The sequence below is a fragment of the Halomonas sp. PA16-9 genome (assembly GCF_009728585.1).
GTDB classification, from domain to species: domain Bacteria; phylum Pseudomonadota; class Gammaproteobacteria; order Pseudomonadales; family Halomonadaceae; genus Vreelandella; species Vreelandella titanicae.
Genome location: NZ_CP040451.1, coordinates 583,936 through 598,203, shown reverse-complemented (window position 1 = coordinate 598,203; position 14,268 = coordinate 583,936). Strand labels below are relative to the sequence as shown.

At 54.5% G+C, this 14,268-nt stretch carries 16 protein-coding genes; 7 read left to right on the top strand and 9 right to left on the bottom strand.

The window, feature by feature from the left end:
- Positions 1-31 precede the first annotated feature (31 nt).
- From FDY98_RS26615 to FDY98_RS02810, 3 genes are all read left to right on the top strand, one after another.
- The gene (locus tag FDY98_RS26615) at positions 32-295 is read left to right on the top strand and encodes a M20/M25/M40 family metallo-hydrolase (RefSeq protein ID WP_340146664.1); all 264 of its coding nucleotides are present in this window, start codon (positions 32-34) and stop codon (positions 293-295) included.
- Between the two features lie 81 nt (positions 296-376).
- Positions 377-928 carry a superoxide dismutase family protein gene (sodC, locus tag FDY98_RS02815; protein WP_027957803.1) on the top strand — a complete coding sequence of 184 codons (552 nt, stop codon included), beginning with the start codon at positions 377-379 and terminating at the stop codon, positions 926-928.
- A 188-nt stretch (positions 929-1,116) separates the two neighbouring features.
- The gene (locus tag FDY98_RS02810; protein ID WP_027957802.1) at positions 1,117-2,586 is read left to right on the top strand and encodes a carbon starvation CstA family protein; all 1,470 of its coding nucleotides are present in this window, start codon (positions 1,117-1,119) and stop codon (positions 2,584-2,586) included.
- A gap of 212 nt (positions 2,587-2,798) precedes the next feature.
- Here FDY98_RS02810 and FDY98_RS26610 read toward each other — a convergent pair whose 3' ends face one another.
- The 8 genes from FDY98_RS26610 to lptF all read right to left on the bottom strand — a co-directional run bounded on the left by FDY98_RS26610 (position 2,799) and on the right by lptF (position 9,043).
- The gene (locus FDY98_RS26610) at positions 2,799-3,602 is read right to left on the bottom strand and encodes an esterase-like activity of phytase family protein (protein WP_340146663.1); all 804 of its coding nucleotides are present in this window, start codon (positions 3,600-3,602) and stop codon (positions 2,799-2,801) included.
- A gap of 47 nt (positions 3,603-3,649) precedes the next feature.
- Positions 3,650-3,778 (bottom strand): hypothetical protein, encoded by a 129-nt coding sequence (locus FDY98_RS26605; RefSeq protein WP_340146662.1) that lies wholly within the window; start codon positions 3,776-3,778, stop codon positions 3,650-3,652.
- Entirely contained in the window at positions 3,751-4,971 is a 1,221-nt protein-coding gene (locus FDY98_RS26600; RefSeq protein WP_340146661.1) for a hypothetical protein, read from the bottom strand. The genes FDY98_RS26605 and FDY98_RS26600 overlap by 28 nt, the downstream gene beginning before the upstream one ends.
- A gap of 339 nt (positions 4,972-5,310) precedes the next feature.
- Complete coding sequence (gene bfr / locus FDY98_RS02800) at positions 5,311-5,793, bottom strand: bacterioferritin (RefSeq protein ID WP_009288515.1); 483 nt, start codon at positions 5,791-5,793, stop codon at positions 5,311-5,313.
- Positions 5,794-5,983: 190 nt separating this feature from the next.
- Positions 5,984-6,190 carry a (2Fe-2S)-binding protein gene (locus FDY98_RS02795; RefSeq protein WP_008959830.1) on the bottom strand — a complete coding sequence of 69 codons (207 nt, stop codon included), beginning with the start codon at positions 6,188-6,190 and terminating at the stop codon, positions 5,984-5,986.
- 168 nt (positions 6,191-6,358) lie between these two features.
- A complete protein-coding gene (locus FDY98_RS02790) occupies positions 6,359-6,832 on the bottom strand; it encodes an RDD family protein (RefSeq protein WP_022520149.1) in 474 nt (157 codons plus the stop codon).
- A 67-nt stretch (positions 6,833-6,899) separates the two neighbouring features.
- Positions 6,900-7,964 (bottom strand): LPS export ABC transporter permease LptG, encoded by a 1,065-nt coding sequence (lptG, locus tag FDY98_RS02785; RefSeq protein WP_027957800.1) that lies wholly within the window; start codon positions 7,962-7,964, stop codon positions 6,900-6,902.
- Entirely contained in the window at positions 7,964-9,043 is a 1,080-nt protein-coding gene (lptF, locus tag FDY98_RS02780; protein ID WP_027957799.1) for an LPS export ABC transporter permease LptF, read from the bottom strand. The genes lptG and lptF overlap by 1 nt, the downstream gene beginning before the upstream one ends.
- 146 nt (positions 9,044-9,189) lie before the next feature.
- Here lptF and FDY98_RS02775 point away from each other — a divergent pair, with 146 nt between their 5' ends.
- The 4 genes from FDY98_RS02775 to FDY98_RS02760 all read left to right on the top strand — a co-directional run bounded on the left by FDY98_RS02775 (position 9,190) and on the right by FDY98_RS02760 (position 13,355).
- Entirely contained in the window at positions 9,190-10,710 is a 1,521-nt protein-coding gene (locus FDY98_RS02775) for a leucyl aminopeptidase (protein ID WP_027957798.1), read from the top strand.
- Between the two features lie 166 nt (positions 10,711-10,876).
- Entirely contained in the window at positions 10,877-11,974 is a 1,098-nt protein-coding gene (locus FDY98_RS02770) for a branched-chain amino acid aminotransferase (RefSeq protein WP_027957797.1), read from the top strand.
- A gap of 99 nt (positions 11,975-12,073) precedes the next feature.
- On the top strand, positions 12,074-12,505 hold the full coding sequence (locus FDY98_RS02765) for a DNA polymerase III subunit chi (protein WP_027957796.1): 432 nt from the start codon (positions 12,074-12,076) through the stop codon (positions 12,503-12,505).
- 589 nt (positions 12,506-13,094) lie between these two features.
- A complete protein-coding gene (locus tag FDY98_RS02760) occupies positions 13,095-13,355 on the top strand; it encodes a hypothetical protein (protein ID WP_155705675.1) in 261 nt (86 codons plus the stop codon).
- 364 nt (positions 13,356-13,719) lie between these two features.
- On the opposite strand, the gene FDY98_RS02755 is transcribed toward FDY98_RS02760, so the two are convergent.
- On the bottom strand, positions 13,720-14,178 hold the full coding sequence (locus FDY98_RS02755) for a Spy/CpxP family protein refolding chaperone (protein ID WP_027957794.1): 459 nt from the start codon (positions 14,176-14,178) through the stop codon (positions 13,720-13,722).
- Between the last annotated feature and the right edge of the window lie 90 nt (positions 14,179-14,268).

Below are 14,268 nucleotides of genomic sequence, written 5' to 3'. Positions count from 1 at the left end.
AACCTCTGAATTTTATCCTCTCGAAGCGCGTATGAGCAGCGCGCTGTTTGAGCTTTATCAGGTTCAGGCTAAGGCGATCGGGTTTGCTGTTGACGGCGAATTCACTGGCGGCTGTTCTGATGCGGGCTGGACGGCCAGCCTGGGCATTCCCACTCTGTGCGGTCTTGGCCCTGTCGGCGCAAAAATGCACACTGACGAAGAGTACTGTTTGCTGGACACACTGGTGCCGCGCACTCAGGCACTCGCTTCTACGTTATTGAATTTGCAAGATGTATCCTTTGCTTCGGCACGTTAAATTGGCAATGTAACTGCTAGCCAACTACCTTGAGTAAGCAACGCTGCTACAGCGTTTCCATGGATTCGGAAGGAGATCAACATGCGCTATTCAACTATACGTTTCTCAACACCGCTTACCGCTATTGCCGCCTCGCTGCTGCTCGCCACCTCAGCGGCACAAGCCAATGAAACGCTTGATGTCGAGATGCATAAAGTCAGCACCGAGGGTAATGAAGAGTCAATCGGTACCGTATCCCTTGAGCATACGGATCATGGCTTACTGCTGACACCTTCGCTGACGGATCTTGAGCCCGGTGTTTACGGTTTTCACGTTCACCAGAATGCCAGCTGTGATCCCGCCGAGAATGACAGTGGCGAGATGACCGCGGCACTGTCGGCTGGCGGACACTATGACCCTGAGGAAACCGGCACTCACCAAGGCCCCTATGGAGAAGGTCATTTAGGCGATCTACCGGTGCTAACGGTTAATGAAGATGGCGAAGCCAATCTCCCCGTCTTGGCGCCGCGCTTGAGCATGGAAGATATGCCTGGCCGCAGCTTGATGATTCACGAAGGCGGCGACACCTACAAAGATGAACCCCACCTGGGCGGCGGTGGCACCCGAATGGCTTGCGGCGTCGTAGAGTCTTAAGCTTTACCGTTGTTGTTAATCGACAAAATGGGCAGCCTCTCGGCTGTCCTTTTTTTTGCTTACGGCCCACTAAAGTCTAGCTGTGATTTTATAGTGGTTATCTGTACATTTAGCTCTGCTAAAGAAGTGCCTGCTTGCATGCTCACCGACATGCTCGCCCATCCCCCTCACTGCTCTAGGTACCTTAGATGATCACCTTTATCGTATCGATCCTGCTGCTGATAGCGGGCTACTTTACCTATGGGAAATTCGTTGAGCGTGTGTTTGTCACTGACCGCAAGCGTCAAACGCCCGCTTTCAGCATGCGCGACAACATCGACTATGTGCCGATGAACACTACGCGCAATTCACTCATTCAGTTATTAAACATTGCCGGTGTCGGCCCTATTTTTGGCCCGATTCTCGGCGCTCTGTATGGGCCAGTGGCGTTTGTGTGGATTGTGATTGGCTGTATCTTTGCCGGTGCTGTTCACGATTACCTGACCGGCATGATCTCGATCCGCAACCACGGCGCTCACCTGCCGCAACTGGCCGGCAAGTTCCTGGGTAAAGCGATGAAGCATGTGGTCAATGGTTTCGCGATTCTGCTGCTGCTTTTAGTCGGTACGGTATTCGTCACCTCGCCTGCGGCGCTGCTGGCCAATATGACCTCGCTGTCGTTAACGCTGATCATCGTCGCTATCTTTATTTATTACTTGATTGCCACCCTGCTGCCGATTGATAAGGTCATTGGCCGTATCTACCCCTATTTTGGCGCCCTGCTGCTGTTCAGCGCGGCGGGTATCGGTATCGGCTTGATCATCACGGGCGCTCCGATTCCTGAGCTCTCGTTCCAGAACATGCACCCTGACGCCGCACCGATTTTCCCGCTGCTGTTTTTAACCATCTCCTGCGGCGCGCTTTCAGGTTTTCATGCCACCCAAACGCCGATTATTTCGCGCACCACCCAAAACGAAACCAATGGTCGCAAAATTTTCTACGGCATGATGATCACCGAAGGCATTATCGCGATGGTCTGGGCGGCCGCCGCCATGAGCCTGTTCTATGGCGACCAGTCGCTTTCCGATGTGCTGGCGGCCGGTGGCCCTGCTGCGGTGGTAAGCGAAGTGTCTACCACCATGCTCGGCGCTATAGGCGGCACCCTGGCGGTACTCGGCGTTATTGTGCTGCCGATCACCTCGGGCGATACCGCTTTCCGCAGCGCGCGGATGATCATCGCCGACTACATTAAGATCGATCAAAAGCCGATTATGAAGCGCGTCATGGTCGCTCTACCGCTGTTTGTGGTGTCTTACGCGTTAACGCACATGGACTTCACACTGCTGTGGCGCTACTTCTCCTGGGCGAACCAAACCACCGCCGTGATCGCGCTGTGGGTAGGCACCATGTACCTGGTGCTGTCGCGTAAGCCTCACTGGATTACCTCGATCCCAGCCACCTTTATGACCATGGCCACGTTTACCTACTTAGCCTACGCGCCGATCGGTTTTGGTCTACCGCTGCAGCTAAGCTATGTGGTGGCCGCGTTAGGCACACTCCTTTGCATTGCGCTGTTTATGAAGCGTGTCCGTCGCCTAAGCCGGGCAACTTTTGCTGTTGATGAGCCGGCGGTACCAAGCCAGTTTGTGGACAGCGGTGAGGCGATTGCCGCTAAATAGTTAGGCGCTCCATAACGTTACCGCCACACTCTCTTCACAGGACGCTCTTCACACAAGAGTCACGCCACAAAAAAGGGCACACATCAGCCACATAACCGTGTTTGATGCGTGCCCTCGCTTTTTCTACTATCTCTTTTATCCTACCTTTTCTCCCCTACTCCTCATGTTTATCGCTTCCATGCTACTGCGGTATAGACGAATACAGGCAGGGCCTACTCTAGGGGTATTGACCAGAAGTAGGTCTCGCCGGAACTATCGTCCACACCGTCGTTGTCGCTGACCAGCCAGGCGTTGCCATTATCGTTGATCGCCATTCCTTCAATCTTGTCCACCACAAAGCCGTTGTAGCTGGCCAGGTCGGGAATCAGGTCGCGCACTAGCTGTTTCTCGACCACCGGCAGCTCACCGCCCAGCGGGGCGGGTTCCAGGCCGTCCAGGGCAACGCGGGTCACTTGCTTAACCTTCGCCTCGGCGCCGATCTGGTTGTCGCGCTCGATCAAATAAAGCCAATCGCCATGGGCGGTGATTTCGGAGAGGCCAATCCAACCCTGTTCCACGTTATCCAACGGGTAATGAACAACGCCCCACTCACCACTGTCGATATCAAAACGCAGCAGCTTGACCATGCCCTCGGGGTCATCCTGCCAAGGGCGCTGCACCGCCAGCCACAGTTGATCATCAATGCGCGTGACGCCTTCTAATCCCCACTTCAATGCCTGTTGAGCGAGCGCCTCGGGCAGTGCAATTCCTTGGATAATCTCGCCGTCGGAACCCACATGATAAAGGGTGTTGGCAAGGCCTTTGTCGTTACCTTCGGAAGCGACCCAGAAGCCACCTTCACCATCGGTGGTAATGCCTTCCATATCCAGCCCTAGCGCAGGCTCACCGTTGCGGGTCACGTCCAGTGCTGCCGTAATCCGCGCCGGGGAGGCTGAGGGGTCGATGGTAAAGATGCGCGGCTGGGCGCTGTAGAAGCTGTCGTTGACCGCGTAGAGCATGTCATCAGCGGCGACCAAACCGGAAAGTGCGCCCCAGCCGATCAGTTCATCAGCGCCCGCCGAGGTCAGGGTGGGATAGACCGCTGGCGCACATCCTGGTATTGATAAATCATGACATGGGCGCGGGGGCCGCCGTCTTCGCCCAGATCCCCTTCATTGGCGGTGGCTAACAGGCCACGGCTGGGAATCGCCACGGCGCCTTCGGAGACAGGCCCGAGGGCAGTAGCTGGGTGAGCTGCGGTTCGGCCAGGTTGCTAACGTCATAAACGCCCACCAGCGAGCCGCGCTCGGAAAGCAGGAAGACATAGGGCGTACCTTCGAACACCGCAAACTCCATCCCCTCCGGCTCGCTGCCTTTGGCATCCGAACGCTTATCGGGGTAGTGACCCGCTTCAATCACCGCGCGCTCGAATGAAGTACCTGACTCGTATACCACCTCGCCACGCTTGTTGAAGATCGTCCAGCCGCGCGCGCCGCCATCCATATCGCCTTCGTTGGCAATAGCGAAGTGGTCGTTGTCGATCCACTGCAAAGCGTCCGGCTCACGCAGGCGCTCGGCTTGCTGCTCGTTGAAAATCAGCGCACCGTCATCGCTGGCGTCAATGCCGTCCAGGTCGACAGTCCCGGCACTGAAATCCGCCACCACCTTTCCGGCGTAGTCGAGCACCACCAGGTGGTTGTTCTCCTGCACGGTGACGACGGTCTCACCCAGGGTATTGATATCGACAAACTCCGGCTCGGGATCCTCGGGGGCGATCTCGGCGAGCCCGGTTACGTCGGCGTAGAGCAGGCTGTCGCAGTTAACCAGCCCTTCCGCATTGATCTCCACCAGTGCCACGGAACCGCCGGGCATCTGCGGTACACGTCCATCACCCGCCTCTTCGTCGCGTTCATTCTCAATGGCGACAGCGACAAAGCGCCCATCGGGGGCCGCAGCGGAAGCCACACTATCGGGCTGTCCGTCCAGCGGGCAGGAGGCGAGTATCTCGCCACTGGCTAAATCGACCGTACGCAGTTCCCCGGAAGGTTCGCTGTAGGAAGCCGATGTATTCACTCCGACATAGGCCATATTGCCGAGCACCGATACGGCCGTAGGCTCACCGTCCATAACGATATTACCCAGCGGTTGCGGATTAGCCGGGTCGCTGATATCGATGCGCCCGATCACGCCCAGCGGGCTATCGGTATACACCAGCATCATGCCATCACCGGAGGCAGCAATGATTTCAGGCGCGGTCTCGCGTGTACGATCTTCGCCCTCGGCCATGTTATCGGGAACCGCGAAGCTGGCGATGCGGTTGAAATGCTTATCTGCCGCGCCTGCCGCTTGCGTGGCGGCCAGCACAGCAGCCAGCGCCAACAGGGTTGGTCTGCGTTTGAGTATCATGATGGAGTTAATCCCTTGCCTAAGCTTAAGAAACGACTGATTAAGTTATTAAACTTGCTATGTCCGATTAACCATCCAACATCATAACGATGTCAGGCTTATGACACTCATTGGCTAAGTTAGCGCCGTTGGCTATCGGCACACCTCAGCGCGAAATCCAGGTTGCCGCAAAAATGTTAGATGGGTAAGTAGTGAAGGAACGCATAGGGGAAAAGGGAAGCAGGAAAATCGATAGGTTAAAGGAGACCTTAGAACGAAAGCAGCCAGTCAGTTAACCCTGACTGGCTGCTTTTTAGCTAGTTTTGGTTGCTAGCTTCTATACATACGCGCGATAGCGTTTTACTCGTCGCCTGCCATCTGCATTTGGCGTTGCATGTAATTCTGAATACCCACCTTGTCGATCAAACCAAGTTCCGTTTCGATGTGATCGATATGGTCTTCTTCGTCGGCGAGCAGATCGCGGAGCATGTCGCGGGTAACGTAATCTTTAACGCTTTCACAATAGGTGATGGCTTCGATGTAGTCGTTGCGGCCATCGTGCTCAATTTTTAGATCGCTTTCGAGCATTTCTTTGACGTTTTCGCCAATGTGCAGCTTGCCCAGGTCTTGCAGGTTGGGAATGCCTTCCAGGAATAGGATACGCTCGATGATCTTGTCAGCGTGCTGCATCTCTTCGATGGACTCATCGTATTCCCATTTGGCGAGGGCTTTCAGACCCCAATCTTTATACATTTTGGCGTGCAAAAAGTACTGATTGATCGCAACCAGTTCGTTGCCGAGCGCCTTATTGAGATGCTCAATAACTTTCGTATCACCTTTCATGACGTCACCTTTCTACTGTAATGCTGATGTTTAATCTAGTTTAGACAATACGATCAAGCAGTTACGTTTGGAGAAGAGTATAGGCGCAAATAGCTATACCCCCAGCGTTTCTGAGAGTATAGATAAGATGACTAAAAGTTCAAGCAAATCAGTTATTTGCTAAAGATAACCCTAACAATAGTGATTCGCGTCACACGGCGTAGGCAAGGCCCATATCGGCTTCTTGACGTGCTTCCTGAACGGCATCGCGGGTAATTGATTTAGCGTAGCACGCGCACTTACCGCACTGCGTTGCGCAGCCGGTTGCCTCGCGTACTTCTCGCCAACTGCGCGCTCCGTCGCTAACGTGCTGGCGAATCTGATGGTCGGTTACTCCCTTGCACACGCAAACGTACATGGCGACACCTCATAGAAATCATGAGATGAATGTAAATGATTCGCATACATCTTATCAAGTAGAAATTACTGCTCTTTGCTAGCCATTCGTCTTAGTAAATATGAAGAGCGCGATAAGATACTGTCGAAGCGACGCTTTTTCCAAAAAAATGGCCGATGCCCGGTAAAATTATTTTTTCGGCAAAACCACCGTTTGCGTGTTGGAAGCAATATCCGGCCAGCTACGCCGCTGTTTATCGAACAGCACCCATAAGTAGCCCAAACCAAACGCCAGTAGCGAGAGCCACGCCACCGCGCAGCGAATCAGGCACTGCTTCAAGTTCAGTGAATACCCGTCTACCGTTTGCACCCGTAAACGCCACGCCTGCATACCCAAGGTCATACCACCGCGCGACCAGGAGAAAACAAAAAACAGCGTGACAAAAAACACCAGCAAGAGCTGCAAACTCAAAACATCGCTGGCCGTCGTGCCAATCTCTTCGGGCTGTTGACCAAGCACATAGCGGAAAAACAGCATATGCACGACGGTCACCGCAATCCAAATCGCGGTGACCAAAAAGCCGTCATACAGCATGGCGCCCAGTCGTCGACCAAGGCCGGCTGGCCATACGCTGTCCAACTGAGTAAAGCGTCGTGTTTGCATAGTTCTCTTCGTGGTTGCTGGCTGTTTCTGGACGATACGAGGCTGTGATGGCTAACTATTGCGGCCATTAACCATTGCGACGTAGAAAATAGATCCCGACCCCGGCGCAGGCCAGAGTCGGCACCAGTACGGCCCAGACGGGTGAAAAGCCAAATATCGTCGAGGCGGGCGCCAGTAGATCCTGAACGTACTTAAAGCTCAGCCCAGTGACAACGCCATAAAACACCCGAGTACCAGCGGCCACGGTGCGCAGTGGGCCAAATACAAAGGAGGCGGCAATCAGCACCAGCGACCCCATGGTGAGCGGCATCAGCATCTTCTGCCAAAAATAGAGCAGTGCCTGATCATTCTGCAGGTTCTGCTCTTCAAGGAACTGGGCATAGGCCCAAAGCTCGCTGGGCGCCTGACTCTCAATATCGCGCAGCAGTCTCTCTAGCTGGGTGGGGGTGAACGAGGTGTCCCAGCCCATGCTTGCCGTCTGCTCAGACTCAGTGTGATCGTCAAAAATACGCGTGGTGGCGACGTTTTCCAAACGCCAGGCATCGTTTTCCCAGTGTGCGCGCTGAGCGTAAGTGGCTTCGACCAGTTGGCGGTCATCAAAGCGATAGCGGGTTAAATCGAGCACGACGTTATCCGCGCGAATCGCCCCAAAACGGTAGACGCTGTCGCCCTCTATCTGCCAGCCGCTGCGACTGGTCAACACGGCGCCTTCACCCTGGAGTTTTTCCAGCCGCCACGCCTCGGCATACTGCTCGGTGCGTGGGCTAACGTATTCGGCAACTAACAGCACCACAACCACGACCACCAGCACGGGTTTCATCACCCCCCACACAATGCGCGCCAGAGAACGCCCAGCGGCGCGCATAACGGTAAGCTCATTGCTGGAAGCCATGCTGCCTAAACCAATCAGCGCGCCAATTAATACGGCTACCGGGGCGTACTGATAGAATCGCCAAGGCGTGCGCATTAGCAGGTAAAGCAGCGCATCGAAGGCGGTATAGCCCGCCTGCACATCGCCTAAATCATCGATATAAGCGATGGTAATATCCAACCCCAGCAGCACGAACTGAACGACGATAATGGCCGCCAGCACGTTGCGGGCGATATAACGATCAAGACGGTCAAGCACCATTAGCGCATCCCCTTGCGTTGCGAGCGCCATAGCAATAATAGGCCCAGCCCTAAAAACAGCCCATGGACTGGCCACACGCCCAGCGTGGTGGACCAAGTGCCACTGCCAATCGCATCGACAACCGCGAGTAGCAGACTAAGATAGGCGACGTATAAAAATACCGCGGGCAGCAGTTTGCCAAAGCGCCCCTGGCGGGGATTAACCCGGGAAAGCGGCTGCGCCATCAAGGCCAGCACAAACACCATAAGCGGGAGCCCTGCCCGCCACTGCCACTGGGCTTGGGCACGGGGGCTTGGATTACTCCATAGCGCAGGCGTAGTGGCGTACTCCAGTGAATCCAGTTCCTGCCGGTCGCGATTCAGCCCTAGTCGCAATGTATAACGCTCAAACGTTAGCCGCTCGGCGCTCTTATCGCCCGGCGTCACCCCGTAGCGCTCACCGTCATCCAACACCAGAAAACGGCTACCCGTTTCGAGGCGGGTTTCCTGATAGCCCGATGCCGCCCGGGTAACGTAGTCGTGAGTACCTTCGTCGCCTTGTTGGTTCTGCTCGTGCACCAGCACATCCTGCATTTCCGTTCCGTCGCTTGAGAAGCTGCCGATGTAAGCGGTACGGCCACCGCCGAACTCTTGAAAGCGCCCCGGCGCCAACACGGAAACATCCAGGCGACTGCGCTGTTCTTCCAGCGCGGTCTCGGTTTGCAGCGCCCCAAAAGGCGTTAGCCACAGGCTGCAGACACCGACCAGTACCGCGACGACGCTGGCGGGCAGCAAAGTCACTTTCAACAATCGCGTGGGACTCATCCCACAGGCGACCATCACGGTGATTTCGCTGTTCATATAGAGCTGCCCGTAGGCGAGCAGGATGCCTAGAAAAAACGACAGCGGTAGAATCAGTTCCATAAAGCCAGGCAGGTGAAACATCATCAGGCTACCTAGCATGGTGACGGGAATATCGCCCTCCGCCGCGTCCGAAAAATAGCGGATAAAGCGGCTGCCCATAATCACCAGCAGTAGAATGCCAGCGACTGCCGACATGGTGAGTAACACTTCGCGAGTTAGATATCGAAATAAAATCAACGCGCTCTCCGGCTAGTCGTGCAGGATGCCATGCAATAAGCGTATGGCTTGGGTACACTAATCAAACTATTTTCAGTCCCTTTTCAAAATCAAAAGCAACGGGGCATTATCCCGAATCCCTCGATGCTTGTCTTGTTGGAGACGTCATGGAATTTTCCGTTCAGACCGCGAACCCAGCCAAAGCTGAAACACCCTGCCTTTTGGTGCCGGTTTATAAAGGTGGTGACTTCCTGCCCACCGTTGCCAAACTGGACGACGCCAGCGAGCGCCTGATTGGCCAATTGCTCGAACGCGGCGACTTTGACGCAGCACTGGGCAACGTGCAACTGGTACCCTTTGCGCCAGGCCTGGGGGCCGAACGCATTTTGCTGGTGGGCTTGGGAGAGCGCGAAAAATGCCAGGAAGCGGCCTTCATCAAGGCGCTGGATGCGGCCATGACAGCGCTAGTGAAACTGCCTATCGACGAAGCCAGCGTAGTATTTGGCGATGTTCCGTTGGCTGATCGCGATGCGGCCTGGAAAGCGCGCAAGGTAATGGAAGCTGCGGAGCGTGCTATCTATCGCTTTGACCAGTTCAAATCCTCGCCCGCGCCAGCCCCCAGCCTTGCCAAGCTGACGTTAATTATCACCGATGCCGACGCTGTCCCGCAGGTTAAGCAGGGTGCGTTAGTGGGCAACGCTATTGGCCAAGGCATCAACTACACCCGCACGCTGGGCAACCTGCCCGGTAACGTGTGTACGCCCAGCTATTTAGCCGAGCAGGCAGAGCAGTTGGGTCGCGATTCACAAGGCGCGCTCGAGGTCGAGATTCTCGATGAAGAAGCGCTGGAAGCCCTGGGCGCAGGCTCGCTGCTATCCGTAGGCCGCGGCAGCAAAGAACCCACACGCCTGATCGTGATGAAGTACCAAGGCGCCGAAGAAAGCGAAGAAGCACCCCATGTATTGGTAGGCAAAGGCATTACTTTTGATACCGGCGGCATTTCGCTCAAGCCCGGCGAAAGCATGGACGAAATGAAGTTCGATATGTGCGGCGCCGCCAGCGTGTTCGGCACCGTCAAAGCGGTATTGGCGATTAAACCCAAGCTCAACCTGGTATTTATTGTTGCCGCCGCGGAAAACATGCCAGATGGCAATGCCACCAAGCCCGGCGACATCATCAAAACCCTCAAAGGTTTGACCGTCGAAGTGCTTAACACCGACGCGGAAGGCCGCCTGGTGCTGTGCGATGCACTCACCTACGCCGAGCGCTTTACTCCCGCCAGTGTAGTGGATATCGCCACTCTCACCGGCGCCGTGATTATTGGCCTGGGCCACCACGCCACCGGCCTGCTCTCCAACGACGATGACTTGGCACTGGATCTGCTGGATGCGGGCGAAGCCGCCTGGGATCGCGCCTGGCACTTGCCGCTGTGGGATGAGTATCAAGAGCAGCTCGAGTCCAACTTTGCCGACCTGGCCAATATTGGTGGCCGCCCCGCGGGCACGATTACCGCTGCGTGCTTCTTGTCACGCTTTGCCGACCACTTCCCCTGGGCGCACCTGGATATCGCCGGCACCGCCTGGCACTCTGGCAAGCAGAAAGGCGCCACCGGTCGGCCCGTTGGGCTGTTAACTCAGTACCTGCTTGACCGTGAAGCAGACGCCCAAGTAGAAAATAGCGACGTCTAACAACACAATCAGGCAATCAACGGTTGCCTTTATTTGACGCAACCGTTACACCTAAACCCATTAGCGTGTGCCTTATCTCAAGGCACACGCTACGCCCACTTTAACGCTTATATTACGACGCCTATATTTGCCCTTCAGGGCTTGGATCAAGTAGAGAGAACATGCCGTGCCCACTAACTTTGAGATTTTGCCATCCAACCAGCCGATAGCCGATGAGATCCGTGACAACATTCTCAAAAACCCCGGCTTTGGCAAACACTTTACCGATCACATGGCCCATGTGCGCTGGACGGTTGACGCCGACTGGCACGGCCACCAAGTGCGCCCTTACGGCCCGCTAACGCTGGATCCCGCTGCCTCTGTGCTGCATTACGGCCAGGAGATTTTTGAGGGCATCAAAGCTTATCGCCACGCCGACGGCTCTATCTGGACATTCCGCCCAGAGAAAAACGCCGAACGTTTTCGCCGCAGTGCCCGTCGTTTGGCGCTGCCGGAGCTGTCCGACGAAGACTTTATCGGCTCGCTGAAAGCGCTATTAGCGCAAGATCACGCCTGGGTGCCCACGCCTGCCAGCGCATCTGACGAGTGCAGCCTCTACCTGCGTCCGTTTATGATCGCCTCAGAAGCCTTCTTGGGCGTACGCCCCGCCCATGAGGTGGACTACTACGTGATCGCCTCCCCCGCGGCGGCGTACTTTAAAGGCGGCATTGCCCCGGTATCAATCTGGCTCTCGTCTAACTACAAGCGCGCAGCCCCCGGCGGCACCGGCTTCGCCAAGTGTGGCGGTAACTACGCCGCCTCATTGGCCGCGCAGAAAGAAGCCGAAGCCCACCAGTGTGGTCAGGTCGCTTTCCTCGATGCCGCTGAAAACAAGTGGGTGGAAGAACTCGGCGGCATGAACCTGTTCTTCGTCTTCAAAGACGGCCGCTTGGTGACCCCGCGCCTGACCGACACGATTTTGGAAGGCGTGACCCGCAACTCGGTACTAACCCTGGCGAAAGATGAAGGCCTAACGCCGGAAGAGCGCCCGATTAGCATTGACGAATGGCGCGAAGGCGCGGCGTCTGGCGAGATCACCGAGATCTTTGCCTGCGGTACCGCCGCGGTCATCACTCCGGTAGGTGAACTGGTCACTGAAAACGAGCGTATCAAGCTCACGGCGGGTGGCAACAACGAGATCGCCATGCGACTGCGTACCAAGCTGCTCGACCTGCAGTACGGCCGCAGTGAAGATAAGCATGGCTGGCTTACCCAGCTGGTTTAAGCGGTTTTAAAGCCAACGCTTATCCTTTCAGCACCGCCGCACTCTTGCGGCGGTGCTGTTTGCCATCGACGTATCTGAAACCGCTTACCTGGAACCGCTATGGCGCGTATTGATTTCTATATCCTGCCCGATACCACCCTGGAAGCGCGCTTGCAGTTTGCCTGCAAACTGGCCGAGACCATCTGGCGCAAAGGCTACCGCCTGCACCTGCACTGCGAAGACAAAGCCCTCGCCGAGCAGGCCGATAGCGCGCTGTGGAATTTCCGCCCAGACGCCTATTTACCCCATGCCCTGGAAGATAGCGAGATGGCCGCCAGCGTACCAATCACGCTAGGCTGGCAGCAGTTGCCGGTTCCGACAGAAGAAACCGCGCTGCTTAATCTGCACCCGGAAATACCCGAAGGCGTAGAGCGCTACGCACGAATTGCCGAGATCATCAATCAGCACCAACAAGTGCTGATCGCCAAACGCGCCTGCTGGCAGCGTTATAAAGAGATGGGTCATGAGGTTGTGCCGCATAAGTTGGGGTAGACAACCCTGAGTAACATATGACGCTGACTCAAAAAAATTCATACTCATACCATTTCTGTTGCGCATACAAGCCCCTTCATGTAAGCCAACGCTTAAAAATTTGTAAGCTATTTCTTACATGCGTAAGAGATCAACGCTTCGTGGCCTCTAGGGGTTGCGCTTCACTAATACCCGGCTATTCTAACCACTCATTATTTGCGATTTTTTCAAGGAGATGCGCAATTCAAGCGAGTTGGTTTTCACCCGGACAAGCGAACGGTGGCGGGTGATAGGTTACTCGCTTTACCGGCGCGACCCCGCTGAACGAGAAGTTGCTATATGAGATAATCTCTAAGCCTCATCACTAATACTTTCACAGGTCAAAAAATGATTAATATTACTTAAACTCACAGCCTATCATTCGATGGCGAAAAGGAATTAAATTGGCACCATCACTGCAGATGACATTGTATTTTAGACTTTATTTTTGAGCTTAGAAATTAAAGGCGGCTAAGGACTATTTAAAACCAATCACACGGTTAATTTTAAATAGTCATTCAATATAAATTGAATCAACTACCAGAAAAACCACTACACAGGAACAGATGATATGAAGGAAGAAAGTAGAAACAAATTCTTGGCGGCAAAAAAGCCCTTTAATTTTTCTAGCCTGGGATTGGGTAGAAAGACTTACCTCATCATAATCTGGTTGTTTACTATAGCAATATTATGGGTTGGAGCAAGCGATCTAATAAAAGAACCAGCGGATGATGTTCCTGTTGCAGTATATGTTTTATTATTATTTTTATTTCTCGCTTCAGCTTGCTGGAAACATTATGCAATTGTAAAAGAAAAACTACTCAATTATTAATAATGGGCATCCTCAACTTACTTTATCTCAACATTCTTGACGCAATTTTTATTTTCTTTTCCGAAGTATCAGCAAAAAAGAAACTAGCCCTCCTCCCGCTAATATTACATAAACACAGATCTATCTTGGCACATCTATCGATGAAGATGACTTAGCCCAACTATTCGCGCCTATGGATACCTAATTTCGGTTAACCGCCACTTCCTCGTCGGTATCGTCTACGCCGAATGGCACGGCCATAAACACGTGACCCCGCACTTGGCGGGGCCGTCAACAGAGTTAGGCAATCGTTGTCAGTGCGGCCAGGCAGTTTGCATGACCTGTTTTCCATCACTGCTCTCCATCACTCCAAGGCGTCTTCGCCTTAGCCACCCTGTTGCTGCATCTGCTCCTGCATCTGTTGTTGCATTTGCTCCTGCCGTTGAGCCATGGCTTCGTCAAGTTGTTCGCGCTGTTCTTGAGTGAATACGCCTTCGATCTGAGACTGTAAGATGATGCTATCAGCGGTCATCTCGGCCGTTAGGTCGCCAAGACGCTCCGCGTCCGCACGAATGGCAGCTTCATCGTAATCGGGCTGAACCTGCTCGCCGAGTTGCTGTTGCAACTGCCGGGCTTCCTGCTCCTTGCCACTGATTTTATCTTGCATCTGGGTCAAGAGGTTGCTCATCTCTTCTTTCTGGCCTTCATCCAGATCGACCATTTCGTCAAGTTGATCAACTTGGTCATCGACACTGGGGGTGCCACCAGCCATTTGCTGGGCCATGGCGGGAACACTGAATGCCAGTGCTGCAACTGCTGGAAGGAAAAGCTTGGCTACGTGCATAAAAACTCCAATTGCGAACAAATTTGTACTTCCTGCCCGACGAATCCTGACGGGCCTCGTGGTCCGACACTGCTGTTTTTAAAAAATTCG